Source organism: Sinomonas terrae (assembly GCF_022539255.1).
Taxonomy (GTDB): Bacteria; Actinomycetota; Actinomycetes; order Actinomycetales; family Micrococcaceae; genus Sinomonas; species Sinomonas terrae.
Window position 1 is genome coordinate 809,407 of sequence record NZ_JAKZBV010000001.1, and the last position, 25,919, is coordinate 835,325.

At 68.8% G+C, this 25,919-nt stretch carries 25 protein-coding genes; 13 read left to right on the top strand and 12 right to left on the bottom strand.

From position 1 onward, the window contains the following. Position 1: 1 nt before the first annotated feature. From L0M17_RS03740 to ccsB, 3 genes are read left to right on the top strand one after another with little or no spacing between them, the layout of a single operon-like run. Positions 2–754, top strand: a complete 753-nt coding sequence (locus L0M17_RS03740) for a cytochrome c biogenesis CcdA family protein (protein WP_241051359.1) — start codon at positions 2–4, stop codon at positions 752–754. Continuing rightward, on the top strand, positions 754–2,487 hold the full coding sequence (gene resB / locus L0M17_RS03745; RefSeq protein ID WP_241051360.1) for a cytochrome c biogenesis protein ResB: 1,734 nt from the start codon (positions 754–756) through the stop codon (positions 2,485–2,487). The genes L0M17_RS03740 and resB overlap by 1 nt, the downstream gene beginning before the upstream one ends. Next, a complete protein-coding gene (gene ccsB / locus L0M17_RS03750) occupies positions 2,487–3,545 on the top strand; it encodes a c-type cytochrome biogenesis protein CcsB (protein WP_241051362.1) in 1,059 nt (352 codons plus the stop codon). Before resB ends, ccsB begins: the two co-directional genes overlap by 1 nt. Before the next feature lie 212 nt (positions 3,546–3,757). Here ccsB and L0M17_RS03755 read toward each other — a convergent pair whose 3' ends face one another. Continuing rightward, positions 3,758–4,735 carry a carbohydrate ABC transporter permease gene (locus L0M17_RS03755; RefSeq protein ID WP_241051364.1) on the bottom strand — a complete coding sequence of 326 codons (978 nt, stop codon included), beginning with the start codon at positions 4,733–4,735 and terminating at the stop codon, positions 3,758–3,760. Then, entirely contained in the window at positions 4,725–5,708 is a 984-nt protein-coding gene (locus L0M17_RS03760; protein WP_241051365.1) for a carbohydrate ABC transporter permease, read from the bottom strand. The genes L0M17_RS03755 and L0M17_RS03760 overlap by 11 nt, the downstream gene beginning before the upstream one ends. 271 nt (positions 5,709–5,979) lie before the next feature. On the opposite strand from L0M17_RS03760, the gene L0M17_RS03765 reads away from it, so the two are divergent. Then, positions 5,980–7,278 carry an ABC transporter substrate-binding protein gene (locus L0M17_RS03765; protein WP_241051366.1) on the top strand — a complete coding sequence of 433 codons (1,299 nt, stop codon included), beginning with the start codon at positions 5,980–5,982 and terminating at the stop codon, positions 7,276–7,278. A gap of 17 nt (positions 7,279–7,295) precedes the next feature. Here L0M17_RS03765 and L0M17_RS03770 read toward each other — a convergent pair whose 3' ends face one another. Further along, positions 7,296–7,562 (bottom strand): PLD nuclease N-terminal domain-containing protein, encoded by a 267-nt coding sequence (locus L0M17_RS03770; RefSeq protein WP_241051367.1) that lies wholly within the window; start codon positions 7,560–7,562, stop codon positions 7,296–7,298. Positions 7,563–7,587: 25 nt separating this feature from the next. On the opposite strand from L0M17_RS03770, the gene L0M17_RS03775 reads away from it, so the two are divergent. Beyond that, a complete protein-coding gene (locus L0M17_RS03775; protein ID WP_241051368.1) occupies positions 7,588–7,923 on the top strand; it encodes a DUF4229 domain-containing protein in 336 nt (111 codons plus the stop codon). Between the two features lie 34 nt (positions 7,924–7,957). On the opposite strand, the gene L0M17_RS03780 is transcribed toward L0M17_RS03775, so the two are convergent. The 4 genes from L0M17_RS03780 to L0M17_RS03795 form a co-directional block, all read right to left on the bottom strand. After that, complete coding sequence (locus tag L0M17_RS03780; RefSeq protein ID WP_241051376.1) at positions 7,958–8,836, bottom strand: 1,4-dihydroxy-2-naphthoate polyprenyltransferase; 879 nt, start codon at positions 8,834–8,836, stop codon at positions 7,958–7,960. A 57-nt stretch (positions 8,837–8,893) separates the two neighbouring features. Beyond that, positions 8,894–10,078, bottom strand: coding sequence for an AMP-binding protein (locus L0M17_RS03785; protein ID WP_241051378.1), 1,185 nt, complete (start codon positions 10,076–10,078; stop codon positions 8,894–8,896). Between the two features lie 15 nt (positions 10,079–10,093). Beyond that, a complete protein-coding gene (locus L0M17_RS03790) occupies positions 10,094–11,056 on the bottom strand; it encodes a 1,4-dihydroxy-2-naphthoyl-CoA synthase (RefSeq protein WP_241051380.1) in 963 nt (320 codons plus the stop codon). Between the two features lie 146 nt (positions 11,057–11,202). Further along, positions 11,203–11,640, bottom strand: a complete 438-nt coding sequence (locus L0M17_RS03795) for a VOC family protein (RefSeq protein WP_241051382.1) — start codon at positions 11,638–11,640, stop codon at positions 11,203–11,205. Between the two features lie 287 nt (positions 11,641–11,927). Here L0M17_RS03795 and L0M17_RS22515 point away from each other — a divergent pair, with 287 nt between their 5' ends. Further along, positions 11,928–13,487 carry an ATP-binding cassette domain-containing protein gene (locus tag L0M17_RS22515; protein ID WP_308196804.1) on the top strand — a complete coding sequence of 520 codons (1,560 nt, stop codon included), beginning with the start codon at positions 11,928–11,930 and terminating at the stop codon, positions 13,485–13,487. Here L0M17_RS22515 and L0M17_RS03810 read toward each other — a convergent pair. Beyond that, on the bottom strand, positions 13,440–14,180 hold the full coding sequence (locus L0M17_RS03810; protein ID WP_241051384.1) for a CPBP family intramembrane glutamic endopeptidase: 741 nt from the start codon (positions 14,178–14,180) through the stop codon (positions 13,440–13,442). The two genes, L0M17_RS22515 and L0M17_RS03810, sit on opposite strands and share 48 nt — an antisense overlap. Before the next feature lie 157 nt (positions 14,181–14,337). Here L0M17_RS03810 and L0M17_RS03815 point away from each other — a divergent pair, with 157 nt between their 5' ends. The 4 genes from L0M17_RS03815 to L0M17_RS03830 all read left to right on the top strand — a co-directional run bounded on the left by L0M17_RS03815 (position 14,338) and on the right by L0M17_RS03830 (position 18,062). Further along, positions 14,338–15,564, top strand: a complete 1,227-nt coding sequence (locus tag L0M17_RS03815) for an acetyl-CoA C-acyltransferase (protein WP_241051386.1) — start codon at positions 14,338–14,340, stop codon at positions 15,562–15,564. Next, on the top strand, positions 15,564–16,361 hold the full coding sequence (locus L0M17_RS03820) for an enoyl-CoA hydratase/isomerase family protein (protein ID WP_241051388.1): 798 nt from the start codon (positions 15,564–15,566) through the stop codon (positions 16,359–16,361). Before L0M17_RS03815 ends, L0M17_RS03820 begins: the two co-directional genes overlap by 1 nt. Next, entirely contained in the window at positions 16,358–17,272 is a 915-nt protein-coding gene (locus L0M17_RS03825; protein WP_255731714.1) for a 3-hydroxyacyl-CoA dehydrogenase family protein, read from the top strand. The genes L0M17_RS03820 and L0M17_RS03825 overlap by 4 nt, the downstream gene beginning before the upstream one ends. Positions 17,273–17,351: 79 nt before the next feature. Further along, entirely contained in the window at positions 17,352–18,062 is a 711-nt protein-coding gene (locus L0M17_RS03830; protein WP_241051390.1) for a tyrosine-protein phosphatase, read from the top strand. An 18-nt stretch (positions 18,063–18,080) separates the two neighbouring features. Here the strand turns inward: L0M17_RS03830 and L0M17_RS03835 are convergent, their stop codons facing one another. Beyond that, on the bottom strand, positions 18,081–18,902 hold the full coding sequence (locus L0M17_RS03835) for a GDSL-type esterase/lipase family protein (protein WP_241051392.1): 822 nt from the start codon (positions 18,900–18,902) through the stop codon (positions 18,081–18,083). A gap of 274 nt (positions 18,903–19,176) precedes the next feature. Here L0M17_RS03835 and paaZ point away from each other — a divergent pair, with 274 nt between their 5' ends. Both paaZ and L0M17_RS03845 read left to right on the top strand, forming a co-directional pair. Next, positions 19,177–21,291, top strand: a complete 2,115-nt coding sequence (paaZ, locus tag L0M17_RS03840; RefSeq protein ID WP_241051394.1) for a phenylacetic acid degradation bifunctional protein PaaZ — start codon at positions 19,177–19,179, stop codon at positions 21,289–21,291. Between the two features lie 37 nt (positions 21,292–21,328). Further along, positions 21,329–21,733, top strand: coding sequence for a VOC family protein (locus tag L0M17_RS03845; RefSeq protein ID WP_241051396.1), 405 nt, complete (start codon positions 21,329–21,331; stop codon positions 21,731–21,733). Between the two features lie 146 nt (positions 21,734–21,879). On the opposite strand, the gene L0M17_RS03850 is transcribed toward L0M17_RS03845, so the two are convergent. After that, on the bottom strand, positions 21,880–22,437 hold the full coding sequence (locus L0M17_RS03850) for a COG4315 family predicted lipoprotein (RefSeq protein WP_241051403.1): 558 nt from the start codon (positions 22,435–22,437) through the stop codon (positions 21,880–21,882). Positions 22,438–22,543: 106 nt separating this feature from the next. On the opposite strand from L0M17_RS03850, the gene L0M17_RS03855 reads away from it, so the two are divergent. Then, positions 22,544–24,022, top strand: coding sequence for a CoA transferase (locus tag L0M17_RS03855; protein WP_241051405.1), 1,479 nt, complete (start codon positions 22,544–22,546; stop codon positions 24,020–24,022). Positions 24,023–24,313: 291 nt separating this feature from the next. Here the strand turns inward: L0M17_RS03855 and L0M17_RS03860 are convergent, their stop codons facing one another. Then, positions 24,314–25,405, bottom strand: coding sequence for a lactonase family protein (locus L0M17_RS03860; protein WP_241051406.1), 1,092 nt, complete (start codon positions 25,403–25,405; stop codon positions 24,314–24,316). A gap of 225 nt (positions 25,406–25,630) precedes the next feature. Continuing rightward, positions 25,631–25,909, bottom strand: a complete 279-nt coding sequence (locus L0M17_RS03865) for an HPr family phosphocarrier protein (RefSeq protein WP_241051408.1) — start codon at positions 25,907–25,909, stop codon at positions 25,631–25,633. Between the last annotated feature and the right edge of the window lie 10 nt (positions 25,910–25,919).

The window sequence follows — 25,919 nt, forward strand, 5'->3', positions numbered from 1 at the left end:
CGTGGGTGGGAACAGCTTCAGCGACGCGGTCCTCAATGGCTCACTCCTGCTCGCGGTGCCGGTGGCACTCCTCGCCGGCTTCGTCTCGTTCGTCTCGCCCTGCGTCCTCCCGCTCGTTCCCGGCTACCTCGGGTACGTCACCGGTCTGACCGGGGTGGACCTCGAGAAGCAGAAGCGTGGCCGTATGGTGTCCGGAATCGGGCTGTTCGTCCTCGGCTTCACCGCCGTGTTCGTCGCGACGGGCGCCGTGTTCGGGCAGCTTGGGGCGTGGCTCGCGATCTCGTCGTCGTGGCTCACGCGCGTGCTGGGCATCGTCGTCGTCCTCATGGGCATTGTCTTCATGGGAGGCCTCGGGATCTTCCAGCGCGAGGCGCGCGTGCACGCCAAGGCGCCCGCCGGGCTGTGGGGCGCCCCGCTCCTCGGGGTGACGTTCGGCCTCGGCTGGGTTCCGTGCATCGGACCGACCCTGGCCGCGGTCCAGCTCCTCGCGTTCACCAACGGCGCCACCGCCTACAAGGGCGCGCTCCTCACGTTCGTGTACTGCCTCGGACTCGGAGTGCCGTTCCTGCTCATTGCGCTAGCGTTCCGCCGGGGCATGGGCGCGCTCAAATTCTTCAAACGTCACCGCCGGGCACTGCAGGCCTTCGGCGGCGGCATGCTGATCCTGATCGGCGTGCTGATGGTCTCCGGAGTGTGGAGCCAGTGGATCTCCCAGCTGCAGATCTGGATCGGAACCGTGAGGCTGCCCATCTGATGACCCTCAAGACTGAAAACGAGAAGACCCCGAAGGAACCGCGCAAGGCGCGGCAGGGGAAGCGGGATGACATCGCGCTTCCGGTGCTTGGCTTCCTCGGGATGCTGCGCTGGGCATGGACCCAGCTGACGAGCATGAAGACGGCCCTCTTCCTGCTGCTCCTCCTCGCGGTGGCCGCCGTGCCGGGGTCGCTCTTCCCGCAGCGGCCCGTCAACCCGTCGGTGGTCACGCAGTACCTCAAGGACCACGCGGACTACGGCCCGATCCTCGACAAGCTCCAGATGTTCGACGTCTATTCGTCCGCCTGGTTCTCGGCGATCTACCTGCTGCTGTTCATTTCGCTCATCGGCTGCGTGATCCCGCGCGCGATCGCCCACTGGAAGGCCTGGCGCTCGAAGCCGCCACGGACGCCCGCGCGGCTCTCGCGCCTGCCCGTCTACGGCACCCTGGTGGTCCCGTCCGAGCAGCAGTTGGGCGCCGAGGAGGCAGCCCGGCAGGCGGCCGCGGCGCTCAAGAAGCGCGGCTACCGCGTCGACCTGCGTCCGGCGTCCGACGACGGCGGCCCCGGCGGCAAGGCGGCCCTCGCCTCGGTGGGGGCCGAGCGGGGCTATCTCCGGGAACTCGGCAACCTCTGCTTCCACAGCGGCCTCGTGGGCGTGCTCATCTCCGTCGCGATCGGGGTCCTGTTCGGCTACAGCGGGCAGCGGACCCTCGTCGAGGGCGACACATTCGTGAACACGCTCGTCGGGTACGACCAGTTCAACCCAGGGACAGACTTCCAGTCCTCGTGGCTCGCGCCATACTCGATCCAGCTCGACAAGTTCGACGTCGTCTACGACCGCGATTCGCCGGGCCACTTCGGCCAGCCGCTCGACTTCACGGCGCACCTCACCACGAAGGACTCCCCGGACGGCGCCGCCAAGACGCAGGACCTCAAGGTCAACGATCCGCTGAGCATCGGTGGCACGGACGTCTACCTCGTCGGCAACGGTTACGCGCCCGTCGTGACTGTCCGCGGCGGCGACGGCAAGATCGCCTACCAGGGCCCGATCCCGTCGCTTCCGACCGACACCGTCTACACGTCGACGATGGTGGTCAAGGCGCCGGACGCGAAGCCGTCCCAGCTCGGCTTCGTCGGGTTCTTCCTTCCGACGGCGGTCAAGGACTCGAACGGGGTCGCGTACAGCGCGGATCCGGATCCACTGGCTCCGCAGCTCAACCTCAACTCGTACGTGGGCAACCTCGGCCTCGACAAGGGCGCGCCGCAGAGCGTGTACGCGCTTGACGTCTCGAAGCTCAAGCAGCTCAACGGGCCCAACCTGCCGACGAAGGGCATCGTCCTGAACGCGGGGCAGTCCTATACGCTGCCCAACGGGCAGGGCTCCATCAGCTTCGACGGACTCAAGCGGTACGTGGCGCTCGACATCCATCACAACCCGGGGCAGGTGTGGGCGCTCGGCTTCGCCCTGTTCTCCCTCGCCGGCCTCATCGCCTCGCTCTTCGTGCCGCGCCGCCGCCTGTGGCTGCGGTTCGGGGACCACGAGGACGGACGCACCATGGTCGAGTACGGGCTCCTGGCCCGTGGTGAGGACCACGGCCTCGCAGGGGAGGGCAAGGCCGTTCGGGCCGCGCTCGCGAAGGCCTGGAATGTTGCCGACCCGGCACCCGGCGCTCCACGAGGAGCGGTGCAGGCGCAGAATAGGACTCAGTCAACCTCAGAGAAGGACATGTGATGCCTCTCAACCAGACCCTCGGCTCCTACAGCGAACTCTTCATGCTGCTTGCTGCCGGGACGTACGTCGTGGCCTTCCTCGCGTTCGCGTGGGACATGGCGACGAGCGGCAAGACCGGGCAGCGCGACGCCGGCCGCCTCGCCGAGAGCAAGGCGGCCAAGGTTCCGGTGATGGCCGGGGCGTCGGCTGCCGCGGGAGGTGCGGGCGACGCCGGAAGCCGGGTCGCGTCGTCGTCCGCCGCTTCGTCTCGAATCGCCACGGTGGCCGACTCCGGCCTCGGCTACACGACCCGCCGCAACGCGGCGCGTGTGGGTGTTGCGATCAGCATCATCGGCCTCGTGATCCACGGAGCAGGCGTCGTGACGCGCGGCATCGCGGCGGACCGCGTGCCGTGGGGCAACATGTACGAATTCTGCACGACCGGCGCGTTCCTCGTGGTCGCCGTCTTCCTCCTGACGCTCATCAAGCGCGATCTCCGATTCCTCGGCACGTTCGTGCTCGGCCTCGCCGTGATCATGATGGTGGCCGCTGCCGTCGCGTTCTGGACCCCCGTCGGGCACCTCGTCCCGGCCCTCCAGAGCTACTGGCTCATGATCCACGTCTCGATCGCCGTGCTCTCCTCGGCACTCTTCACCCTCACCTTCTCGATGGGGATCCTCCAGCTCGTCCAGTCCCGCCGCGAGTCGAAGATTGCGGCCGGGGGCCTGGACCGGGGCGGATTCCTCGGGCTCGTGCCGAACGCCCTCACCCTCGAGGCGCTCAGCTACCGCATCAACACGATCGCGTTCGTGGGCTGGACGCTCACGGTCATGTTCGGCTCGATCTGGGCCGAGAAGGCGTGGGGCCGCTTCTGGGGCTGGGACACGAAGGAAGTGTGGAGCTTCGTGATCTGGGTCGTGTATGCGGCCTACCTGCACGCCCGTGCGACGCGCGGTTGGACCGGGACTCGCGCCGCGTGGCTCTCGATCGTCGGGTACCTCTGCGTGATCTTCAACTTCACGGTCGTGAACATGTACTTCTCGGGCCTGCACTCGTACGCGGGTCTCCCGACGTCCTAAGGTCTCGCGACGTCGTCTCCCGGCGTCCTAAAGTCTCCCGGCGTCCTAAAGTCTCACGACGTCCTAAAGTCTCACGACGTCCTAAAGTCTCAACGGCTCCGGGACGCCCCGACCAAAAACTCGCGCCGTCACCTCTGCAGGGTGTGAACCCTGCAGAGGTGACGGCGCGACGTGTTTCCGGGCTCGTGACGTGTTTCCGGGCGCCGGAGGGTCTACTTGATGCCGGTGGTGGCGATGCCCTTGATGAGGAACTTCTGGCCGATGAGGAAGGCGATGAAGACGGGCAGGAGGGAGACGACGGACATGGCGAACATGGCTCCCCAGTCGGTGCTCGACTGGGCGTCGACGAAGGCCCGGAGGGCAACGGGGACGGTGAACACGTCGGGGGACGTGAGGTAGATGAGCTGGCTGAAGAAGTCGCTCCAGGTCCAGATGAACGTGAAGATGGTCGTGGTGGCCAGGGCCGGGGTCATGAGGGGCAGGATCACGCGCAGGAAGATGCGAGGGTGGCCTGCGCCGTCGATGCGGGCGGCTTCGTCGAGCTCGCGGGGGATGCCGCGGATGAACTGGACCATGAGGAACGTGAAGAACGCGTCGGTGGCCAGGAACTTGGGCACGATCAGGGGCGCGAAGGTGTTGATCCAGCCCAGCTGGGAGAACAGGATGTACTGCGGCACGATCACGACATGGATGGGCAGCATGATCGTGACGAGCATGGCGGCGAACATCCACTTCTTGCCCCAGAAGTTCAGCCTGGCGAACGCGTAGGCGGCCATCGAGCAGGAGACGAGGTTCCCGACGACGGCGCCGAGGACCACGATGGTGGAGTTCAGCAGGTAGGTCGCGAACGGGGAGGTCAGGGCGTTCCAGCCGTTGGCGTAGTTCTCCGGGTGGGCCTGGGTGAGCCAGAGGCCGGGGGCGCGGAAGACGTCGTCGCTGGGGCGGAACGAGGAGACGATCATCCACAGCAGCGGGTAGATCATCACGATCGCAGCCGCGATCAGGGCGGCGTGCTTCAGGACGCTCTTGGCCCGCTGGCCGGGCGTGAACGCAAGGTCGCCGCGGGAGGGGCGCGGGCGGCGCGGTCCCTTGGCCGGGGACCGTCCGGAGCGAACGACGGCGGCGGGGGCCCGGGTGCCGTCGTCGGCGGTGACGCGGCGTGCGGTGTGCGGGGCTGCTTCAGTCGTCATAGAACACCCAGAATTTCGATGCGTAGAAGTTGATGGCGGTGAAGGCTCCGACGATGATCAGGAGGACCCAGGCCATGGCCGAGGCGTAGCCCATGTCGAACTGGCCGAAGCCGCGCTGGTAGAGGTACAGGGTGAAGAACATCGTCGAGTCGGACGGGCCGCCGGTGCCGCCGGAGACGATGAACGCCTGCGTGAAGGACTGGAAGGCGCCGATGATCTGCAGGACGAGGTTGAAGAAGATGATCGGGCTCAGCAGCGGCAGGGTGATCTTCAGGAAGCGCGTCGCGCGGCCGGCACCATCGACGGCGGCGGCCTCGTAGTACATCGTGGGGATCTGCCGGAGACCGGCGAGGAAGATGATCATGGGCGAGCCGAAGGTCCACACGTGCAGCAGGATGATGCTGCCCAGGGCCGTGCTCGGGTCCGAGATCCAGCCTGGGCCGTGGATCCCGACCATGGCCAGGAGCTGGTTCACGAGCCCGGAGGTGCCGAACATCTGCTTCCACAGGATCGCCACGGCCACCGAGGAGCCCAGCAGGGAGGGCAGGTAGAAGACCGAGCGGTAGAACGCCAGGCCCTTCAGGCCCTTGTCCAGGGCCATCGCGACCGCGAGGGCCAGGCCGAGCTGGAGCGGGACGCCGACGATGACGTAGGTGAGGGTCACACCGAGCGAGTTCCAGAACCGGCCGTCGCCGAACATGCGGGTGAAGTTGTCCAGCCCGATGAAGTTCGGGTCCTGGATCAGGTTGTAGTCCGTGAACGAGAGGTACAGGGACATCACCATCGGCCCGATCGTGATGCACACGAGGCCCACGATCCACGGGGCCAGGAAGACGAACGCGGCGCGGTTGTCCTTCTTCGAGGCCGTCGCCCGCGGGCCCTTCGGCGCTGCACCGCCGGCGGTGGCGCCGGCGTCGTTGCCGCGCCCACCCTTCTTCTTGCCGAGGGTGCCGAGTTCGGCAAGCGCGCTCATGTCATGAAACCTTTCATAGACGCTGCTCCGCTGGTGAGCTGCGGTGCGGGATGTGCACTGGACACGGGGCGATCCTCCTTGCCTTGGAATGCGCTTTCACGCCAAGATAGGGCGGTGGCCGGGCCACGTCAAGGGATGAGGCCACCCTTGCAATATCAGGTGGAATGCGTTTTCCTTAGGCCTTGACGCTGAATGTGACCTCGGACATACTCAGTGAAACCAGAAACCGATTTCTCAGGCAATGCTCCGCCCTCGAGACCATGGAGAGACAATGACGACTCTGACCCGCCGATCGGCGCTCAAGCTCTTTGCCGGAACCGCAGCAGTGGGGGTCCTCGCGGGCTGCGGAACCAACAGCGGGAAGAACCCCGACGGCTCCGTAACACTCCGCTTCTCGTGGTGGGGCAACGACGTCCGGAACAAGCAGACGCAACAGGTGATCGACGCCTTCCAGAAGGCCCACCCGAACATCAAGATCCAAGCCGAGCCCGGGGTATGGTCGGGCTACTGGGACAAGCTCGCGACCCAGACCGCCGCGAATGACGCCCCGGACGTGATCCAGATGGACCTCGCGTACATCGCCGAGTACGGCGGCCGCGGCGCGCTCCTCGACCTCTCGAACCAGAGCCAGCTCAACCTCTCTGCCTTCGATCAGAACACCGTCAAGGCGGGCCAGTACAACGGCAAGCTCTATGGCATCAGCACCGGCCAGAATGCCCTTGCGGTCTTCGCGAACGTGAAGGTCTTCCAGAAGGCGGGCGTGCCGATCCCGGATGACACGAAGTGGACGTGGGACGACTATCTGAAGACGGCGCAGGCGCTCGCCGCGGGCGCGGGCAACTACGGCTCGTCCTACGGCATCACTGATCAGAACCTGAGCATCTGGCTGCGCCAGCACGGCGAGCAGCTCTACACGCAGGACGGCAAGACCGGCTTCACGGTCGACGGCGTGGCCTCGTTCATCGCGTTCCAGAAGAAGCTCCTCGATGCGAAGGCGGCTCCGCCTGCGAGCGTCGCGCAGGAGGACACCGGTGCAGCCGTCGAGCAGACGCTTGCAGCGACGAACAAGACGGGCATGTCCTTCTGGTGGACGAACCAGCTCGGCGCCCTCGAGAAGGCCACGGGCAGCGACATCAAGCTCCTCCGCGTCCCCAGCCAGGACGGCAAGCCGCAGGATGACGGCCTCTTCTACAAGCCCTCGATGTACTGGTCGGCCTCGTCCCGGTCCAAGCACCCGGCAGAGGCGGCAACGTTCATCGACTACCTCGTCAACAGCCCGGACGTCGCGAAGATCATCACCACCGAACGCGGCTTCTCGACGTCGCAGTCTATTCAGGACGCGATCAAGCCCCTGCTCACTCCCACGGACAAGGCGGCTCTCGACTTCCTCACCGAGATCAAGCCCGAGCTCGGCCAGCCGCCCGCCGTCCCACCGACGGGCTCGAGCAGCGCGGCCAACGCCCTCGGGCGCCACGTCACCGATGTCCTCTTCGGCCGCGCGAGCGCCCAGGACGCGGCGGCGGCGTTCAAGACCGACGCGGACAACATGATCAGCAGCGCTCAGAAGTAGCGCTGCGGGGGAAGGAACTAGAGGCCGCGCAGGAAGTCGGGGTCCTCGTCGGGCGCCATGGGGCGGCGACCCCCTCCGCTTCCACCGGCCTTGGGCGGCGAACCCCGGCGCGGGCGCCCGAAGATGAACCAGAGCGCGCTTCCGAGGGCGGGGAGCACTGTGATCAGGAACCAGACAGCCTTGGGGAGGCCGCCGCGGACCGCTTGGCGATCCGCCATCGCACAGTCCACCATCGCGTAGAGCCAGGCGGCCAGAATGGCGATGACGGGCAGAAGGCGGGCCATGGATCCATTTTAGTAAACTTGACCAGTGGCATTCCTGAAGTATTCCCTTGTCCGTGCAGCCCTCTTCGTGGTCCCGTTCGCTGTCTTCATGCTGCTCGGGATCGGTGGGGTGCTCTCGGCGGTCTACGCGTGCATCATCGCGTTCGCGGTGAGCTTCCTCTTCCTCCGCGGGCAGAGGAACGCGGCGGCCTCTGACGTCAGCGACGTCTTCGGCGGCCGCAAGAAGGTCCACACCTCCGTCGAGGAGGAGGACGCCGAGGCCGAGGACGCGATCGACGAGGCCCAGCGCGTCGACGAAGAGTACCCGGAGCTCCCTGAGCATGACTCCGCCAAAGAGAAGCGGACCAACAACGAGGCCTGATTGCCCAGAGGGGCGGAGGGGCCGTAGGCCGGAGCTACGCCCGGCCGAGCACCTCAGCCACCCCGAACAGCACGCTGAAGCCCAAATTGATGAAGCCTGTCTGCTGCAGGACGGGGATGAGGCCCGGTCCAGCCGTCCCTGAGAGCATGGTCCGCGACGGCCCGGCAGCCGCCGGAACGAGGACGAGCACGAGCAGCATCCACGGGTTCGACGGCGCGAGGAGCAGGGCCGCGAGGATCGCGACGCCCACCATCGCCGGGTACGAGCGCCGCGCGGCCCTGTCGCCGAGCCGGACGGCGAGAGTCCGCTTCCCCGCGATGCGGTCGGTCGGGATGTCCCGGACGTTGTTCGCCATGAGCAGCGCGTCCGCGATGAGGCCCGTCGCCACCGCACCAGCCCATGCCGACGCGTTGAGCGTGAGCGCCTGAGTGTAGGTCGTGCCGAGGGTCGCGACGAGGCCGAAGAACACGAACACGAACAGGTCCCCGAGGCCGAGATAGCCGTAGGGCCGCTTGCCTCCCGTGTAGCCCCATGCGGCAAGCACCGAGAGGGCTCCGAGGATGATGAGCCACCACGTGCCCGAGAGCGCGACGAGGATGAGCCCGAACAGCCCGGCGGCCCCGAACGAGAGGAACGCGGCCCGCTTGACTGCGCCGGGCGCCGCGGCGCCGCTGCCCACGAGCCGGAATGGGCCCACCCGGTTGTCATCCGTCCCGCGGATCCCGTCGGAGTAGTCGTTGGCGTAGTTCACCCCGACCTGGAGCATGACGGAGACGAGCGCCGCGAGGAGCGCGTTGAGCGGCCTGAACGAGCCGAGGCCGTAGGCGGCGGCGCTTCCGACGATGACCGGCGCGATGGCCATGGGGAGGGTCCGCGGGCGGGCGCCGTGGATCCACTGGGCGGTAGTTGCCACGAGTGTTCCTGAGGGTGTTGATGTGATGGGCGAGTCGATGTTGGGCGAGAGCGGCGGCTAGGCAGGAGGTCCCTGCGCGACGTGGGCGCGCGTGAGGACCAGCGCGAGCGCCTGCCGGTCCGGCTTGCCGTTGGGTAGGAGCGGCAGCGCGTCGAGCACGAGCCAGGTCTTGGGGGCGAGTCGGCCCAAGCGTTCGACGGCGGCGGCCCGCACGGTGCCGAGCGCGAGATCGCGCCCGACCGGCGTCGCGACGTCGCCCGTCCCCTCGAGGACGATCGCAGCTGCGAGGGCCTGCCCCCACTCGGCGTCCCGTACGCCGGCGACGAAAGCCTCCCGCACGCCGTCGACCGCCTCCAGCTCAGCCGCCACGCGCGCGGCGGAGGCCTTGACGCCGCCCGTGATGACGACGTCGTCGACCCTTCCCAGGACGCGAAGCTGCCCCTCAGCGGTGAGCTCGCCGAGATCGGAGGTGACGAACCAGCGCTCGCCGTCCTCCTCGACGAAGTGCGCCGCGGTGAGCTGGGGGTCGCCGATGTAGCCGGCGGCGACGACGGGGCCGCCGAGCCGAATGCGGCCGTCCTCCACGAGCCGCACGGAGACGCCCTCAAGCGGGAAGCCGTTGTAGACGCACCCGCCGCACGTCTCGGCCGAGCCGTAAGTGGTCACGACCTTGACGCCGGCCTCGCTCGCGCGTTCGAGGAGCCCCGGCGGGATGGGGGCTCCGCCGATCAGGACGGCGTTGAACCGCCGCAGCAGCTTGGCGAGCCGCGGCGAAGGGTCCTCGAGCAGGCGCCGCAGCTGGGTCGGCACGAGGGACGTGAAGCGGATCGGATCAGTGAGCTCCGCGGCGGCCGCCTCGAAGTGCTCGGGCGTGAATCCGCCCTCGAGGTCCATCTCGATCGGCCGGGTCCCCGCGAAGAGCGACCGCACGAGGACCTGTACCCCCGCGACGTACTCGAGGGGCAGTGCGAGCAGCCACTGACCCTCGCCGTGCAGCGCGAACGCGGTGCTCATCGAGGACGCCGCGAGCGCATCGACGGTCAGCGCCGTCGCCTTCGGGGTGCCCGTGGAACCTGACGTGCGGACGACGACGGCGGTGCCCGGGGGCAGCGACTCCGCCGCTGCCGTGGGGCGCCACGTGCGCCAGGCCTCCGAACGGGTCCCGCTCGGGCCGAACTCGACGGCGGGGCCCTCCGAGGCGAGCGCAGCGGCGAGCGCCTTGAGGACGGGGTCCAGGCTCATGCGGTTCCTTCCCGATCAGAAGTAGTAGGGGAAGGCGGACCAGTCAGGGTCACGCTTCTGGAGGAAAGCGTCACGGCCCTCGACGGCCTCATCCGTCATGTACGCGAGCCGCGTGGCTTCGCCCGCGAAGACCTGCTGGCCGGCGAGGCCGTCGTCGGCGAGGTTGAACGCGAACTTGAGCATGCGGATGGCCTGCGGGGACTGGCGGGCGATGTCCTCAGCGTATTCGAGGGCGACTTCTTCGAGGCGGCCGTGCTCGACCGCCTCGTTGACTGCGCCCATCCCGACCATGTCCTCCGCCGAGTATTCGCGGGCGAGGAAGAAGATCTCCCGCGCGCGCTTCTGGCCGATCTGGCGAGCCAGCAGCGCCGAGCCGTACCCGGCGTCGAACGAGCCGACCGTTGCGTCGGTCTGCTTGAAGCGGCCGTGCTCGCGGGAGGCGATCGTCAGGTCTGCGACGACGTGCAGCGAGTGGCCGCCCCCGGCGGCCCAGCCGTTGACGACGGCGATGATCACCTTGGGCATCGTGCGCATGAGGCGCTGGACCTCGAGGATGTGGAGTCGGCCTGCGCGGGCGGGGTCAATGGTCTCGGCCGTCTGGCCGGTCGCGTACTTGTAGCCCTCGCGCCCGCGGATGCGCTGGTCCCCGCCCGAGCAGAACGCATGGCCGCCGTCCTTGGGGGAGGGGCCGTTGCCAGTGAGGAGGACGGTTGCGACGTCGGGGGTCATGCGAGCGTGGTCCATCGCGCGGTAGAGCTCGTCGACGGTACCGGGGCGGAAGGCGTTGCGCACCTCGGGGCGGTTGAATGCGATCCGGACTGTCGGGAGGTCCCGGGTTATCTCGCCGGCCGAATCCCGCTCGACTTGCCGATGATATGTGAGGTCCTCGAAATCGAAGCCCTCGACGACGCGCCATCTGGTCGGGTCGAAGACGTCGGAGACTCGCTCGGGCAGGGCAGGCGCGGCGGAGGCAGTCACGCCTGAAAGTCTAGCCGCGCCGCCAGGGCTGCTCGTTCCCGGCCCAGTCTCGGGTACAGATCTGCACTGTCCTGGCCGACTCGGGTACAGATCCGCACCGCGCTAGGCGACTCGGGTACAGGTCTGCACGGAATCAGGAGATCGGATCACGAGATGCAGAACTCGTTCCCCTCGGGATCCGCCATGGTGTACCAGGAATGCCGCCCCTCGGCGGCCTCCCACAGGAACGTAGCCCCTCGCGCCTCGAGCTTCGCGCGGACGGCGTCCTTGTCATCGCCGTCGAGCCGGACATCCCAATGAACTCGGTTCTTCGAGGTCTTCCCCTCGGGCACTGCCTGGAAGAGGATCCGCCGGCGGTCACGGCTGTCGAGTTCGTCCTCCGGGGCGATCGCCTGAGCACTCGCCCAGACGAGGACGCCGTTCCGCGTCGTCGTCTCGTCCTCCGTCGCGTAGCCTTCCGCGATCATGCGGCGGATGAAGTCTTCGTTGCTCGGTTCGAGCGCCCAGCCGAGCGTCTCGGCCCACCATTCGGCCTGGGCGTGCGGGTCATGGGCGTCCACCACCATCTGGATCCGATATGCCATGGGTCAAAGCTAGGCTCCGAGCCTTCCGCCGGGAAGGGAGCATGCCGTTCCTTCTGGCTCAGGGCGCTTGGCGGCGGCCTATGGCGCTTGACACCCCGAACCGCGCGCCCCACGCTTGAACGCATGGTCCGCTGATCGCTTCCCTCTCCACGCCTGTGCAGTGGCACACGTGTGCTCCAAGACCGCCGAAGCGAGGCCTCATGCGACCTATTTCCCAGCCACATCATTCGGACCCACATCGTCATTCCGGCCCACATCATTCCGGCTCACATCATCATTCGGGCGCCGTGCACATCACCATGTCCGGCGTCTCCCACGGCTACGGCGACCGTCTCCTGCTCGACGGCGTCGACCTCGTCATTGCGGACGGCGAGCGGATCGCCGTCGTCGGCGAGAACGGGGCCGGAAAGTCGACTCTCCTGCGGCTCCTGGCGGGCGAGGAACGCCCGGACGCCGGTGCCGTCGCCATCCATGGGCGCGTGTCACGGCTCGCGCAGACCGCCGACGGCGCGGCCACGATCGCAGAACTGCTCGCCAGAGCCGAGGCGTCCGGAGACGAGGACGACGGCGGGTCAGCGGCGGGCGTCCGCGTCCGGACGGCGTTCGAGCGGCTCGGCGTGGGCCACCTCGCGCGGGGTGCCACCGACCGGGCACTCGGGAGCCTTTCCGGCGGAGAAGCGGAGCGCGCCGCACTGGCGGCCGCCCTCGCGGATCCGGCGCCGATTCTGCTCCTCGACGAGCCGACGAACCACCTCGACGCCGACGCGGTCGCGTGGCTCGAGGCCGAGCTTGCGACCCGTCCGGGGATTGTGGTGGCCGTCTCGCACGACCGCGAGTTCCTCGGACGTTTCGCACGCGCCATCCTCGAGGTGGACGCCGACCGCCGCTCAGTCCGCCGCTACGGCGAGGGCTACGCGGGCTACCGCGCGGAGAAGCTCCGCGAGCGCAGAGCGTGGGAGCTCGAGTACGCCGAGTGGGTCGCGGCGAAGGAACGCGAGCGGACGAAGGCGGCGTCTGTCGCGGGGCGCGTCGCCTACGGGCGCATGACGGATAAGGACAAGTCGGGGTTCAACTACTTCGGGCAGCGCGTGAGTGCGGCCGTCGAGAGCCAAGTCCGCTCGGCTCGGGAGCGGCTGCGGCGGCTCGAGTCCGACCCGGTCATGCCGCCTCCGCGGCCGCTGCACCTCGCGGCGGCCTTCGCGGTGGATCGAGGCGCGTCCGTGGCGCTCCGCGGGGCCTCCGTTCCGGGGCGGCTTCGCGCTGTCGACGTCGAGTTGCCCTCTGGCGGCCGGTTGGCGGTGACGGGCCCCAACGGCTCCGGGAAGACGACGCTTCTCGGGGTCCTTGCGGGGCGTCAGCGGTTCGAGGGCGTCGCCGTGGTGCGTCGCGGGGAAGGGGCGGACGACGACGGGTCTCCGGCCGCCGTCGTCGGCCTCCTCCCGCAGGAACTCGCCAAGCCGGCGGACCCGCACGCCCGCCTGCTCGCGGCCTACGCCGCCGGCCTCGTGGGCGACCTCGACGAGCACGCCGAGCGGCTCCTGCACTTGGGGCTTTTCCGGGTCGAGGACTTCTTCGTGCCTGTCGGTTCGCTCTCCGCGGGCCAGTACCGCCGCCTGGCCCTCGCCCGGTTGCTGTCCGTCCAGCCGGAGCTGCTGCTCCTCGACGAGCCGAGCAATCACCTCGCGCCGCTCCTCGTCGGGGAGCTCGAGGAGGCGCTCGAGCGGTACCGGGGGACGCTCGTTGTCACGAGCCATGACCCGGCGCTGCTGCGCTGGTTCGATCGGCTGGGAGGTGCCGAGCTACGACTGGAGCGCGGAGAGGTTCAGCGAGTACAGCAGCACCACTGAGAGCAGGTTCTTGAGGCCGTGGAGCGAGATGCTGAAGGCGAGATTGTTCCCGGTCCAGGCGTACGCGAACACGAGCACAACCCCGAGCCCCAGGTACGGGGCGAGGGTCTGCAGGGTGAACGCGGAGCTGCTCAGGACATGCAGCGAGGCGAACAGGACGGTCGAGAGGACGTAGCAGACCCACCGGTTGAGGTAGAGGCTCAGCTTGCCGATCATGAGGTGCCGGAAGATGAACTCTTCGACGAACGGGCCGAGGATCACAAGCAGCGGCACAGTGAACCACCAGGGAACGCCTTCCACGACGGTCTGGACGCTCTCCTGGTTCTGCGAGATCTGGGCGCCCCCCGCGAGGCTCACGACGATCGCCGTCACGACGAGCATCGCGACGAGCATGAGCGGCAGGATCCCGATGGTGAACCACGGCCGCGACGCGAGGATCCGCACATCGCGGGATACGTAGGCGTGGGCCGCGACCACGGCGACGATGAAGACCACCCCGTACACCGCGAGGTTGAGGAGATAGGAACCGGCGACCGGGTTCTCCCGGAGCCACGCGATGTCCTCGAGCGGCAGGAAGGCCGCGGCGAGGGGGAGGAAGGCATAGAGGACGACGGCGAGGGCGTCCGTTCCCGTGAACCGCCCGAAACGGCGCGCCGGCGCCGGATTTCCGGGCCGGCGTCGTGCAGGGGGCATCGAATGTACAGTGCGCATTTGCCGGTGGAACGAGCGGGCAGCCGAGAGCGTTCCGGCGTCACGGGTTGACCCTGTGGGCGTCGCGGGTAATCTTTATAGAACGAACGGTCGGTAATTCAATTCAAGCCGGTCGGAAATTCAATTCAAGGATGTGCTCATGGCTGAGGCCTTTCTGATCGGCGGCGCGCGGACTCCGGTGGGCCGGTACGGCGGCTCCCTTTCCTCGGTCCGTCCGGACGATCTCGCGGCGCTGACGGTGAAGGCTGCCGTCGAGCGGGCCGGGATCGACCCCGAAGCGGTGGACGAGGTGATCCTGGGCAACGCGAACGGGGCGGGCGAGGAGAACCGGAACGTGGCCCGGATGGCGTGGCTGCTGGCCGGCTACCCGGACAGCGTCCCGGGGATCACGGTGAACCGGCTGTGCGCGTCGGGCCTCTCGGCGATCATCATGGCCTCGCACATGGTCAAGGCTGGCGCGGCGGATTTGGTGCTCGCGGGCGGGGTCGAGTCGATGAGCCGTGCGCCGTGGGTCATGGAGAAGCCGGCGGCGGCGTTCGCGAAGCCCGGGGCAGTGTTCGACACCTCGATCGGGTGGCGGTTCACGAACCCGGCGTTCCTCTCGGGGGAGCTCGCCCGGGACGGAAAGGCGACGTACTCGATGCCGGAGACGGCCGAGGAGGTTGCTCGGGTGTTCGAGACCTCGCGCGAGGACTGCGACGCATTCGCGGTGCGCTCGCATGAGCGGGCGCTCGCGGCGATCGAGGCCGGCCGTCTGGCCCCGGAGATCGTGCCTGTGACGGTCACCGGGCGAAAAGGCGCGCAGACCGTCGTCGACACCGACGAGGGCCCGCGGCCCGGGACGAGCATGGAGGTCCTCGCGAAGCTGCGCCCGGTCGTGAAGGGCGGCTCGGTCGTGACGGCGGGGAACGCCTCGAGCCTGAACGACGGCGCCTCCGCGATCGTGGTGGCCTCGGAGGCCGCGGTGGAGCGCTTCGGCCTCGCGCCCCGGGCGCGGATCGTCGACGGGGCCTCCGCCGGAGTCGCGCCGGAGATCATGGGCATGGGGCCCGTCCCGGCGAGCCGGAAGGTGCTCGAGCGGACCGGCCTCTCGGTTGGCGACCTCGGCGCCGTCGAGCTGAACGAGGCCTTCGCGTCCCAGTCGCTGGCCGTGATGCGCGAACTCAAGCTCGACGAGGAGATCGTCAACGCCGACGGCGGCGCGATCGCCCTAGGGCACCCGCTGGGCTCCTCCGGTTCCCGACTCGTGGTGACCCTGCTGGGCCGGATGGAGCGCGAGCTCTCCGGGGCGGGCCGGAAGCTGGGTCTGGCCACGATGTGCGTGGGCGTGGGGCAGGGCACCGCGCTGGTCGTGGAGGGGGTCTGATGGGCCTGGACGCGTCCGGATTCACGACCCTGCAGGTGGAGGACCGCGAGGACCGGCTGCACGTGCGGCTGCACCGCCCCGAGGTCCGCAACGCGATCGACGCGGCAATGGTCGAGGAGCTCCACGCAGTCTGCGCCTACCTCGAGGCGAACCCAAAGGTCCTGATCGTCTCGGGCACGCCCGCCGACCCGGGGACCGGGGCCAAGGGGATCTTCGCCTCGGGGGCGGACATCGCCCAGCTGCGCGAGCGCCGTCGTGATGACGCCCTCGCCGGGATCAACTCGACCGTCTTCGACCGCATCGCGAAGCTCCCCATGCCCGTCATCGCCGCGCTCGAGGGCTACGCGCTCGGCGGCGGGGCCGAGCTCGCGTACGCCGCGGATTTCCGCATCGGCACCCCGAGCCTGCGGATGGGCAACCCCGAGACGGGCCTCGGCATCATGGCCGCGGCGGGCGCGACGTGGCGCCTGCGGGAGCTCGTGGGGGAGGCCCTCGCCAAGGAGGTACTGCTCGCCGGGCGGGTCCTGATCGGGCAGGAGTGCCTCGACGCCGGCCTGATCACCGAGCTCGTCGAGCCGGACGAGCTGCAGGCGGCCGCGGACAGGCTCGCGGACCGGATCGCGGCGCAGGACCCGCTGGCCGTGCGGATCTCCAAGGCCGTGTTCCACACCCCGCGGGAGGTCCACCCGCTCATCGACACGCTGGCCCAGGGCATGCTGTTCGAGTCCGAGGCCAAGTTCGAGCGCATGCAGGCATTCCTCGAGAAGAAGAACAAGAACGGGAAGAAGCAGCCATGAACATCGAAGACGCCCTCAACGAAGCCCTCGGCGAGAACACCGCGCCGGCCGTCCCGTTGGCCGAGGGCCTGCCCGCGACCGTCGGAGTCCTGGGTGGGGGCCGAATGGGAGCCGGGATCGCCCACGCGTTCCTGACCAAGGGGTCCAAGGTCGTCGTCGTCGAGCGCGACGCCGAGGCCGCCCGCGGCGCTCGGCAGCGCGTCGAGGCATCGGTGGCCGTTTCGATCGAGCGCGGTGCCGTGGCCGCGAGCTCCGAGGCACTCCTGGCGGACTTCGCGACCTCGGTGGACTACGCCGACTTCGCATTCTGCGACCTCGTCGTCGAGGCCGTCCCCGAGGACCCCACGCTCAAGGCCACCGCCCTCGCCGCCGTCGAGGAGCAGATCTCTCCGCACGCCTTCCTCGCGACCAACACCTCGTCCCTCTCCGTCACCGACCTCGCGGTCTCCCTCAAACGCCCCGGGCAGTTCCTCGGCCTGCACTTCTTCAACCCGGTCCCGGCCTCGACCCTGATCGAGGTCGTCATCGCCGAGGGAACCGCGGACGAGACGGTCGCCGCCGCCCGCCGGTGGGTCGAGGCGCTGGGCAAGACCGCCGTCGTCGTCAAGGACGCCCCGGGCTTCGCCTCGTCGCGGCTCGGCGTCGCGATCGCCCTCGAGGCGATGCGCATGCTTGAGGAGGGGGTCGCAAGCGCCGAGGACATCGACAACGCCATGGTGCTCGGCTACCGGCACCCGGTGGGCCCGCTCAAGACCACCGATATCGTCGGTCTCGACGTGCGCCTCGGCATCGCCGAATACCTCCACAAGACCCTCGGCGAACGCTTCGCGCCCCCGCAGATCCTCCGGGACAAGGTCGCGGAAGGGCAGCTGGGGCGCAAGAGCGGCAAGGGCTTCTACGACTGGGCCTGAGGCCCTCTTCTTGCGGGAAGTGGCCACTCGTCGGTCGGGAGGTGGCCACTCGTCGGGTGGGGCGGGGTAGGGTCGATGGATGGATGACGCCGTCGCATGGGAAGGTGCCGTGAACGCCCGGCGCGTGCTGGGCTCGGTCTACCGGATGGGACGCAGCGAGTGGCTCACCGAGCGCGGCTGGCGGCAGATGTACGACGACGGCATCCGCACGGTGATCGACCTGCGGAACCCCGGCGAGCGGCGGCGTAGGGAGACCGATCCCGCGGTCCCGGCCGAGGCGCTGGCTGGCATCGAGGTCGTGAACGCCCCGACCGAGGACCCGGAGCACCCCGAGCTCGCGGACCTCTTCGCGCGTCAGGTCCCGCCGTACCTCAACCACCCGAACGGCTACGCGGGCGTCGTCCGGCTCTTCCCCGAACAGATTGCCGCGGTGTTCCGGGCGATCGCGGAGGCGCCGGGCGGCGTCGTCGTCCACTGCTCCGCTGGCCGCGACCGCACGGGGATCATCGTGACCCTGCTGCTGCAGCTCGCCGACCCTGCGGTCGCCCAGGAGGCGGCCGCGGCGCAGTACGAGGCGAGCGTCCGGAGCATCAACGAATGGCACCGGATCAGCCCGTTCAAGCACCCGTACGAGCGGTATCAGGAGGCCGAGGAGCTCGAGCCGATCCTCGCCGAGCGCCAGGCGGCGCTCGCCGAGTTCGGGGCGGGGATCGACGCCGAGGAGTACCTCCTCGAGCACGGTCTCACTCGCGCGGAGCTGGAGCTGGTCAGGGAGAAGCTGCGCGGCTGAGGCCTCCTATGACTGGCCCTAGTTGTCTCCTTGCTGAATGAACGGCGCGACCGCCGGGACGTAGCCGTGCGTGTAGCCGCTGTCGTTCGGGTGGTACGAGCCGGGCGCGAGCCCAGTCGGCGTGAGGATCGGTCCGTTGATCCACGGGTCCTGCGAGCCGACCCCATGGCCCAGGAAACGGAAGGTGACGTCTGCGTACCCAGCCCCATTGCGCCATGCTGTCGTCGCGATCGTTGCGTTGAGAAGCAACGTTGCGGCGTTGACCGACGCAGCGGCTTGCCGCTGGGCGGCAGGCAGGCCAGAGACCGTGAACAGGAGCGGATAGCCCGTGAGCGTGATGCGGGCCGTCGGATCCTTCGCCCGTACAGCGGCGATCGTCGCGGACAGCTTCGCCGGGAGTTCCGGGATCAGGACTGTCGTCGAGTACAAGAGGGTCTGGTCGCACTGAGTCGCTGTGCCGAAGAAGCAGCTGACAACGGCGGCGCCTGCCCCGGCGTCGTTCGCGCCGACCGTAATCGTGACGTTCCGCGTGCTTGACGGAAGCTGGGGGACTTGCGTATTGACGACGTCTGAGGTCATTGCCCCGAAGCAGCCGAGGTCGGTGCCGCCGAGCTGGACGGGGTAGGCCACGGTGGTCTGCTGGCATAGGACGTTCGTCACCGTGCTGCCGCCGGTGCCGGCTGCGATCGAGTCGCCGAGCCCGACGTACGACGGCGATGATCCGGCTTGCGCAGGCAGAGCGGCGACGCCCGTGATGAATCCGAGCGCTGCAAGCAGCGCGACGATGGGGCGGGCGAGGCGGGCTGCGGTGGATGGTGAGGGTCGCGGGGACACGTTCACGTGAGGCTCCCTTCGATGAGGCGCCGTACCGTTGTCGCCCGACCACCCAGCCCGGCGGACCGACGCCGGAAGGCGATCAGTCATGACTCGCGCAATGGTAGATTCATCCCGCTCTGGGCAGAAGAAGCCGATCGTCGCAATATATCGGCCTGTGCCAGGCACGCCTCTTCCGTGTATTGTGGAACCATTACCGAACGGCCGGTCAGTAATTGGTGCGAAAGTGCCAGATGCCCGGCCGCTTCCAGGAGTCCCGCATCGGAAGGAAACGTCGACGATGACCACTGCCGCGGCAGAATCCGTCCAGACCACGATCGTCCCGAGCTATGTCCTCGACGCCTGGTGGACCCCCGAGACTGGCGCGGCAGGCAAGCCGGCCGAAGTCCGCGATGCGAGCACGGGCGAGCTCCTCGCTGCGGTGAGCACCGAGGGGCTCGACCTCGCCGCCGTCGTCCGCCATGGCCGCAGCGTCGGGCAGGCGGGCCTCGGCGCGCTGACCATCCACGAGCGCGCGCTCAAGCTCAAGGAACTCGCGCAGTTCCTCAATGGCCACCGCGACGAGATCTACGAACTCTCCTACAAGACCGGCGCCACCAAGCTCGACTCGATGGTCGACGTCGACGGCGGTATTGGCGTCCTGTTCACGTTCGGCTCGAAGGGCCGGCGCGAGCTCCCGAACAGCCACGTGATCGTGGACGGTCCCATGGAGACGCTCTCCCGTGACGGCTCGTTCGTCGGCGAGCACATCTACTCGCGCATTCCGGGGGTCGCGGTCCAGATCAACGCCTTCAACTTCCCCGTCTGGGGGATGCTCGAGAAGTTCGCGCCCGCGTTCGTCGCGGGCGTCCCCACGATCGTGAAGCCGGCCACCCCCACGGGCTACGTGACCGAGGCCGTCGTTCGGCTCATGATCGAATCCGGCATCCTCCCCGCGGGCTCGCTCCAGCTGATCTCCGGCTCGGCGCGGACCCTGCTCGACGAGCTCGACTACCGCGACATGGTCTCGTTCACCGGCTCGGCGTCGACGGCGAATCTGCTCAAGTCGCACCCGAACGTGGTTCACGGAGGCGTCCGCTTCACGTCCGAGACGGACTCGCTCAACGCTGCGATCCTCGGGCCCGACGCGGAGCCCGGCACGCCGGAATTCGATGCGTTCGTCCGCTCCGTCGTCACCGAGATGACCGTCAAGGCGGGCCAGAAGTGCACGGCGATCCGGCGCACCATCGTGCCGAAGGAACTCGTGGAACCGATCGTCGCAGCGATCGGTGAGCGCGTCACCCAGAAGGTGGTCCTCGGGGACCCTCGGGCCGAGGGCGTGACGATGGGGGCGCTCGCATCGGTCGGCCAGCTCGAGGACGTGCGGGACGCCGTCGAATCCCTCGTCGCAGCCGGCGCGCAGATCGCGTGGGGTTCGCTCGACGCGCCCGAGGTCGTCACGGCCGACGGCGGCAGGAAGATCGTGCCGGACGGCGCCTTCATGGGCCCCGTCGTCCTCACGTGGAACGACGTCCGCGCGGCGGCGCTGCACGGTACTGAGGCGTTCGGGCCGGTCTCCTCCGTGGTGGGCTACGAGTCGATCGAGGAGGCCATCGAGCTCGCGGCCCTGGGCTCAGGTTCCCTCGTCGCGACCGTGTGCACGAATGACCCCAAGACAGCCCAGACCCTCACGCTCGGGATTGCTTCCCACCACGGCCGCGTGCTCGTGCTCAATCGCGAAGACGCCCGGACCTCGACGGGGCACGGCTCACCGGTCCCGCACCTCGTGCACGGTGGCCCGGGCCGCGCCGGCGGCGGCGAGGAGCTCGGCGGGATCCGCTCGGTCAAGCACCACATGCAGCGCACCGCGATCCAGGGCTCGCCCAACATGCTCACGGCCGTGACCGGTGTGTGGCACAAGGGTGCCGAACGCCACCTCGCTGACCCTGCTGATCCCGCAACGCATCCCTTCCGCAAGTCGCTTTCGGAGCTGCGGATCGGCGACGCCGTCCGTTCCGAGCTGCGCCAGGTGACGCTCGAGGACATCTCGCACTTCGCCGAAGAGACGGGCGACACATTTTACGCGCATACGAACCAAAAGGCAGCAGCCGCAAACCCGTTCTTCCCGGGAATCGTGGCCCACGGATACCTCCTCGTGAGCTGGGCCGCAGGACTCTTCGTCTCTCCCGAGCCGGGGCCTGTCCTCGCCAACTACGGCCTCGAGAACCTGCGCTTCCTCACCCCAATCCCCGCGGGCGATTCCATCCGCGTCACGCTCACCGCGAAGCAGATCACGCCGCGCGTCACGGACGAATACGGCGAGGTCTGCTGGGATGCCGTGATCGAGAATCAGGATGATGAGATCGTCGCGACCTACGACGTGCTCACCCTCGTCGCGAAGGAGTGGCCCGCTTAAAATTGGGGGCGTCAGTTCACCCTCGTGGAGGTGTGCCATGACTCTGGCGACACGACCCGCAACCACCATCCTGACCGTAGCCGACGAGGCTCGTGCCAAGGACTTCTACGGGGGAGCTCTCGGGCTCCCCGTCCGCGGAAAGGACCCGACCGGGATGTTGATCCTCGGCCTGGACGGCTCCGCTTGCCTCGGCCTCATGGTGGACCCGGACGCGGTCCACACGGGCCACACCGCCCTCACGTTCGAAGTCGATGACCTCGAAACGGCGATGACGGACCTCGAACAGCACGGTGTGCACTTCGAGGACTACGACCTTCCCGACCTCAAGACGGATGAACACCACATCTTCGCTACGGGCGACGAGCGTGCCTCGTGGTTCGTGGACCCGGATGGGAACATCCTGTGCCTGCATCAGGGCGGGGCGATCGAATACAACATGTGAACAGTCGGCCATGTGAAAAGTCGGCCATGTGAAAAGTCGGCCGGCCAAGCCTCCTTGGCGCGGACGACGACGGAGGGCCGGGCTGGGTGCCCGGCCCTCCGTCGTGTCAGCTCGCCTTCTGCCGAGTCAGCTCGCCTTCTGCCGTGTCAGCTCGAGGGTGAAGAAGTCGGCGAGGCCGTGTTGCTGGGGCCTCCTCCTCCGTAGATCAGGGACCCGTCGGGCGAGACCACGTACCAAACGCCCGCGACGCCCTGGCCTGTGGCGGATCCGGCGCCGCTGTCCTTGGCGTAGTAGTAGATCGGCATGCCGTTGAGCGTGACCTGCTTGCCGCCGTCGGCCGCGGGCATACTGCCCACCTTCGCCGTGATGCCTTGGAGCTGTGGGGGCTGGGCGCCGCTCTCCACGGCGGGCCACAGCAGCGCGCAGCTGCCCAGGCACACGCTCTTCGACTCGCCCGCATTGTCGAGCGTGTACATGTACACCGGGGTGCCGTTGGCGTCGACGATGATCTTCCGGCCGTCCACCGTCGCGGTCTTGAGGCTCGTCGTCGTCCGCGACGAGGCTTGCGGCTCCAGATTCCCAGCCGCGTAGCCGCTCGCGGAGGCGTTGCTCGGTGGTGGCGGCGAGCTCCCACAGCCGGACAATCCCAGAAGCGCGGACGACAAGGCCGCTGCCAGTGCGAGGGACCGGTGCTTGAGCTTCATGCTGACGCCTCCCGTGCCGTTGCCTGCCGCTGGACCTCTACCCCCAATGGTGCTCCTGAGACGCCAAGAGGTGTATGGGTCAGGCAGATGGTGACAGTCTTTTCCCATGGGTCATGCTTTTCCCACGGATCATGCCGATCTGCTCACTCTGGGTCGCTTCCTCGCTCCAGTGCTGGGCGAGGTGCCCGAGCCCGGTGATTTGGGGCACGAGAGCTGGTGGCCCGAGAGCTGGTGGCGCGGGCCGCGCGTCTGGTGGGGAGGACCGCTCGACGTCGAAGGGCTCGGTCTCGGCTCGGTCGGAGCCCTCATCGCGGCCCTCCGCGCGCTCTCTGCAGCGCGTGGGCTCGGGGACGCCCCGGCGGGATCCGGGCCAGCGACGTCGTCCGCCCTTGTCTCCGCATCGTTCGGCTCGATCGGCCATCTCCGTGTCGACGGCGCGCCGCCCGACGTCTGGGCCCCACTTTCGGGCTTCCACGAAACGGGGGACGGCTGGGTCCGGGTCCACGCGAACTACCCGCACCACGCCGAGCGGCTGCTCGCCGCCCTCGGCCTTGCGACCGCGGAGGGGTTCTGCGCAGCCCTCCGCGAACGGACCGCCCTCGAGGTCGAACGGGACGTGCAGGCCGCGCGCGGGGTGGCGGGGGCCGTCCGTTCCCCGGAGGACTGGGAAGCCTCGCCGATGGGCTCGGCCGCCGCGAGCCGGCCCTGGATCGATTTCACGCTCGACGACGGCGCTCCACGCCCAGCGTCCGAGTCCGTCCCGCTCGCCACGGCCGAGCAGCCCCTCGCCGGCGTGCGTGTCCTCGACTTCACCCGCGTCATCGCGGGCCCGAGCGCAACGCGGCTCCTCGGTGCGCTCGGCGCCGACGTCCTCCGCATCGACCCTCCGCAGCTGCCCGAGCTGCTGGACCAGCACATCGACACCGACTTCGCGAAGCGCAGCGCGCTCGCGGACCTGCGCGACCCCGAACAGCTCGCTCAAGTCCGTGAGCTCATGCGGGACGCGGACGTCGTGTTCCTGGGGTATCGGACGAGCGGTCTCGAGCGCTTCGGACTCGACCCGCTCTCGCTCCGGGCGGATTTCCCGCACCTCGTGGTCGTCTCCCTCAACGCGTGGGGCCGCGAGGGGCCATGGGCCGACGTTCGAGGCTTCGACAGCATCGTGCAGGCGACGAGCGGGATCGCCCAGGTCTACGGCGCAGAGCACGACGGCGGGTGGCGCCCTGGGGTGCTGCCCGTCCAGGCGCTTGACCACGCCACGGGCATGGGGATGGCTGCCGCAGCCGTGGCCCTCCTCGCGGCCGGGGAGCGCGGCGTGACGGGCTCGGCTCACCTCTCACTCGCGACGACGGCGGCGCAACTCCTGCAGTCCGGTCCCGCACAGTCCCGACCCACGCAGTCCCGACCCGCAGGGCCAACACCGGACGCTCCAGCGGTCCTGGAGGTCCCCCGCAGGCAAGCGCAGAGCGCGTACGGCTTGCTCGACTTCGTGCCGCCGCCGCTGCGAGTGGCTGGCCAGCAGCTCGAGTACCCGCATCCACCGGAGCTTTACGGCACAGCCGACCTCCGCTGGCGCACCCGCTGACCCCGATCACTGATCATTTCGGCGGGGCGCCTTCCCCGATCACCGCCGCCTCCTCCCCGACCTGCTTCGCCCCTTCCCTACACATGTGCGTCTCGTCCGCAGGCGTGCGCCTCGCCCGCATGCGTGCGTCTCGTCCGCAGGCGTGCGCCTCGCCCGCATGCGTGCGTCTCGTCCGCATGCGTGCCGCGGCCCCAGCGCACAGGTGCGGGCGAGGGCCTCTCGTGCGGGCGAGGGCCTCTTATGCGGGCGAGGGGGTCTTACGTGGAAGACGGCGTCACGAACGAGGGCGCGTCAGGCAGGCGCCCAGCACTCGATCCAGAGAGGGCCTCCCGAGGTGCGCGCCCGGGACCGAAGGGTGAGCGAGCCGTCGTCGCCGATCCGGTAGGCCGTCACGTGGTCCGACCGTTCGCCGCAGACGAGCAGGAACCGCCCCGAGGGGTCGATGGCCGTGCCGCGGGGTTGGGCTTCGGTGGGCGTGCGGCCGAGGAATTCGATGAGGCCGCCGCCGCGGACGGCGAAGGCTGAGACGGTGCTCGTCGACCGCTCGGTGGCGAACAGGAAGCGACCGTCCGGCGTGAGCCGCAGATCCGCGCACCAGATCACGCTCTGCCCGGGGTCTTGAGTGCTGGGGGAGCGGACCGCGCCGCGTGAGAGATCGAGGCCGTCGACGGCGGAGACCACCTGGAGCAGCGCCAGATGCCCGTTGTCCGGATCGCGTTCGAAGACGGACACGTCCCCCGAGAGTTCGTGGAGCACATACACGCGTTCGCCGTCGGAGCTGAACCGCAGGTGCCGCGGGCCGGAACCGTGCTCGACGGCGACGTGCCCGCTTGGTGCGATCGCGCCGTCGTGCACTGCGCGCTCGGCCCGGCCATCGACGGCGAACCAGCTCACACGGTCATCGCCAAGCGATGCCGCGTACACGTAGCGGCCATCCGGGCTCACGACCGCACAGTGCGTATTCGCCCCCGATGCGTACGTGCTGACACCGTTCTCCTCGGCCCCCGGGACCGGGAACCTGATGAGCCGCCCCTCGTGGTACGACGCGCCGAAGAGTTCGCGCCGGTCCGGGGTGAGGGAGACGTAGCACGTCGTGACCGGCAATTCGCGTGTCCCGCCTACGGAGGCTTCCCCAGAGGCGGCGTCAAGCGAGAGGGCGACGACGCGCGGCGGCACCTCAGGCGAGGGCCGGTCGATGTTGCACGCCGCATAGAGCGTCCGGCTCTCGGGATCCAGCGCCATCGATGAGGCGTGCGATAGGCCCTCGGTCCGGCCGATCCGTTCGAGGGCGCCCGACTCCGGGTCGAGCTCGAAGGCATCGACGGTGCCAGCCGTCGCGCACGCGATGTAGACGAGGGACCGGGACGCATTCGCTCCTTGCAACGCTCACTCCTTGCGCTGGGCAACTCTGGCGATGGTGACTCCGCCCAGTCCATCACAGGGTTGGCTCATGTGGGGGATTGCCGTGGCGTTTATCTGGCCCGTGAGTTGAGCTGGCCCTTTGACGCTCGCGCCGTCAGGTCTGCGGGGTGTGGACCCTGCGGAGGTGACGGCGCGAGCGTTGTGGGGTGGTTGTAGGGGTTGGGGGTGGGGGTGGGTGGGGGGTGGTTATTGGGCGTCGTGGTCGGTTTCGAGGACGGTGACGAGTTGGTCGAGGGCGGTGTCGGCGCCGGGGCCGTCGGCGCGGAGGGTGACTTTCTGGCCGTATTCGGCGCCGAGGGACATGAGGGAGAGGATGCTGGAGGCGTCGAGGGCCTCGTCTTCGGGGTCGCCTTCTTTGGCGATGGTGACCTCGATGCCGGTGTTGGCGGCGGCTTCGGCGAAGATCGCGGCGGGGCGGGCGTGGAGTCCGACGCGGGAGCCGATGGTGGCGGTGCGTTCTGCCATGGGTTTCTTC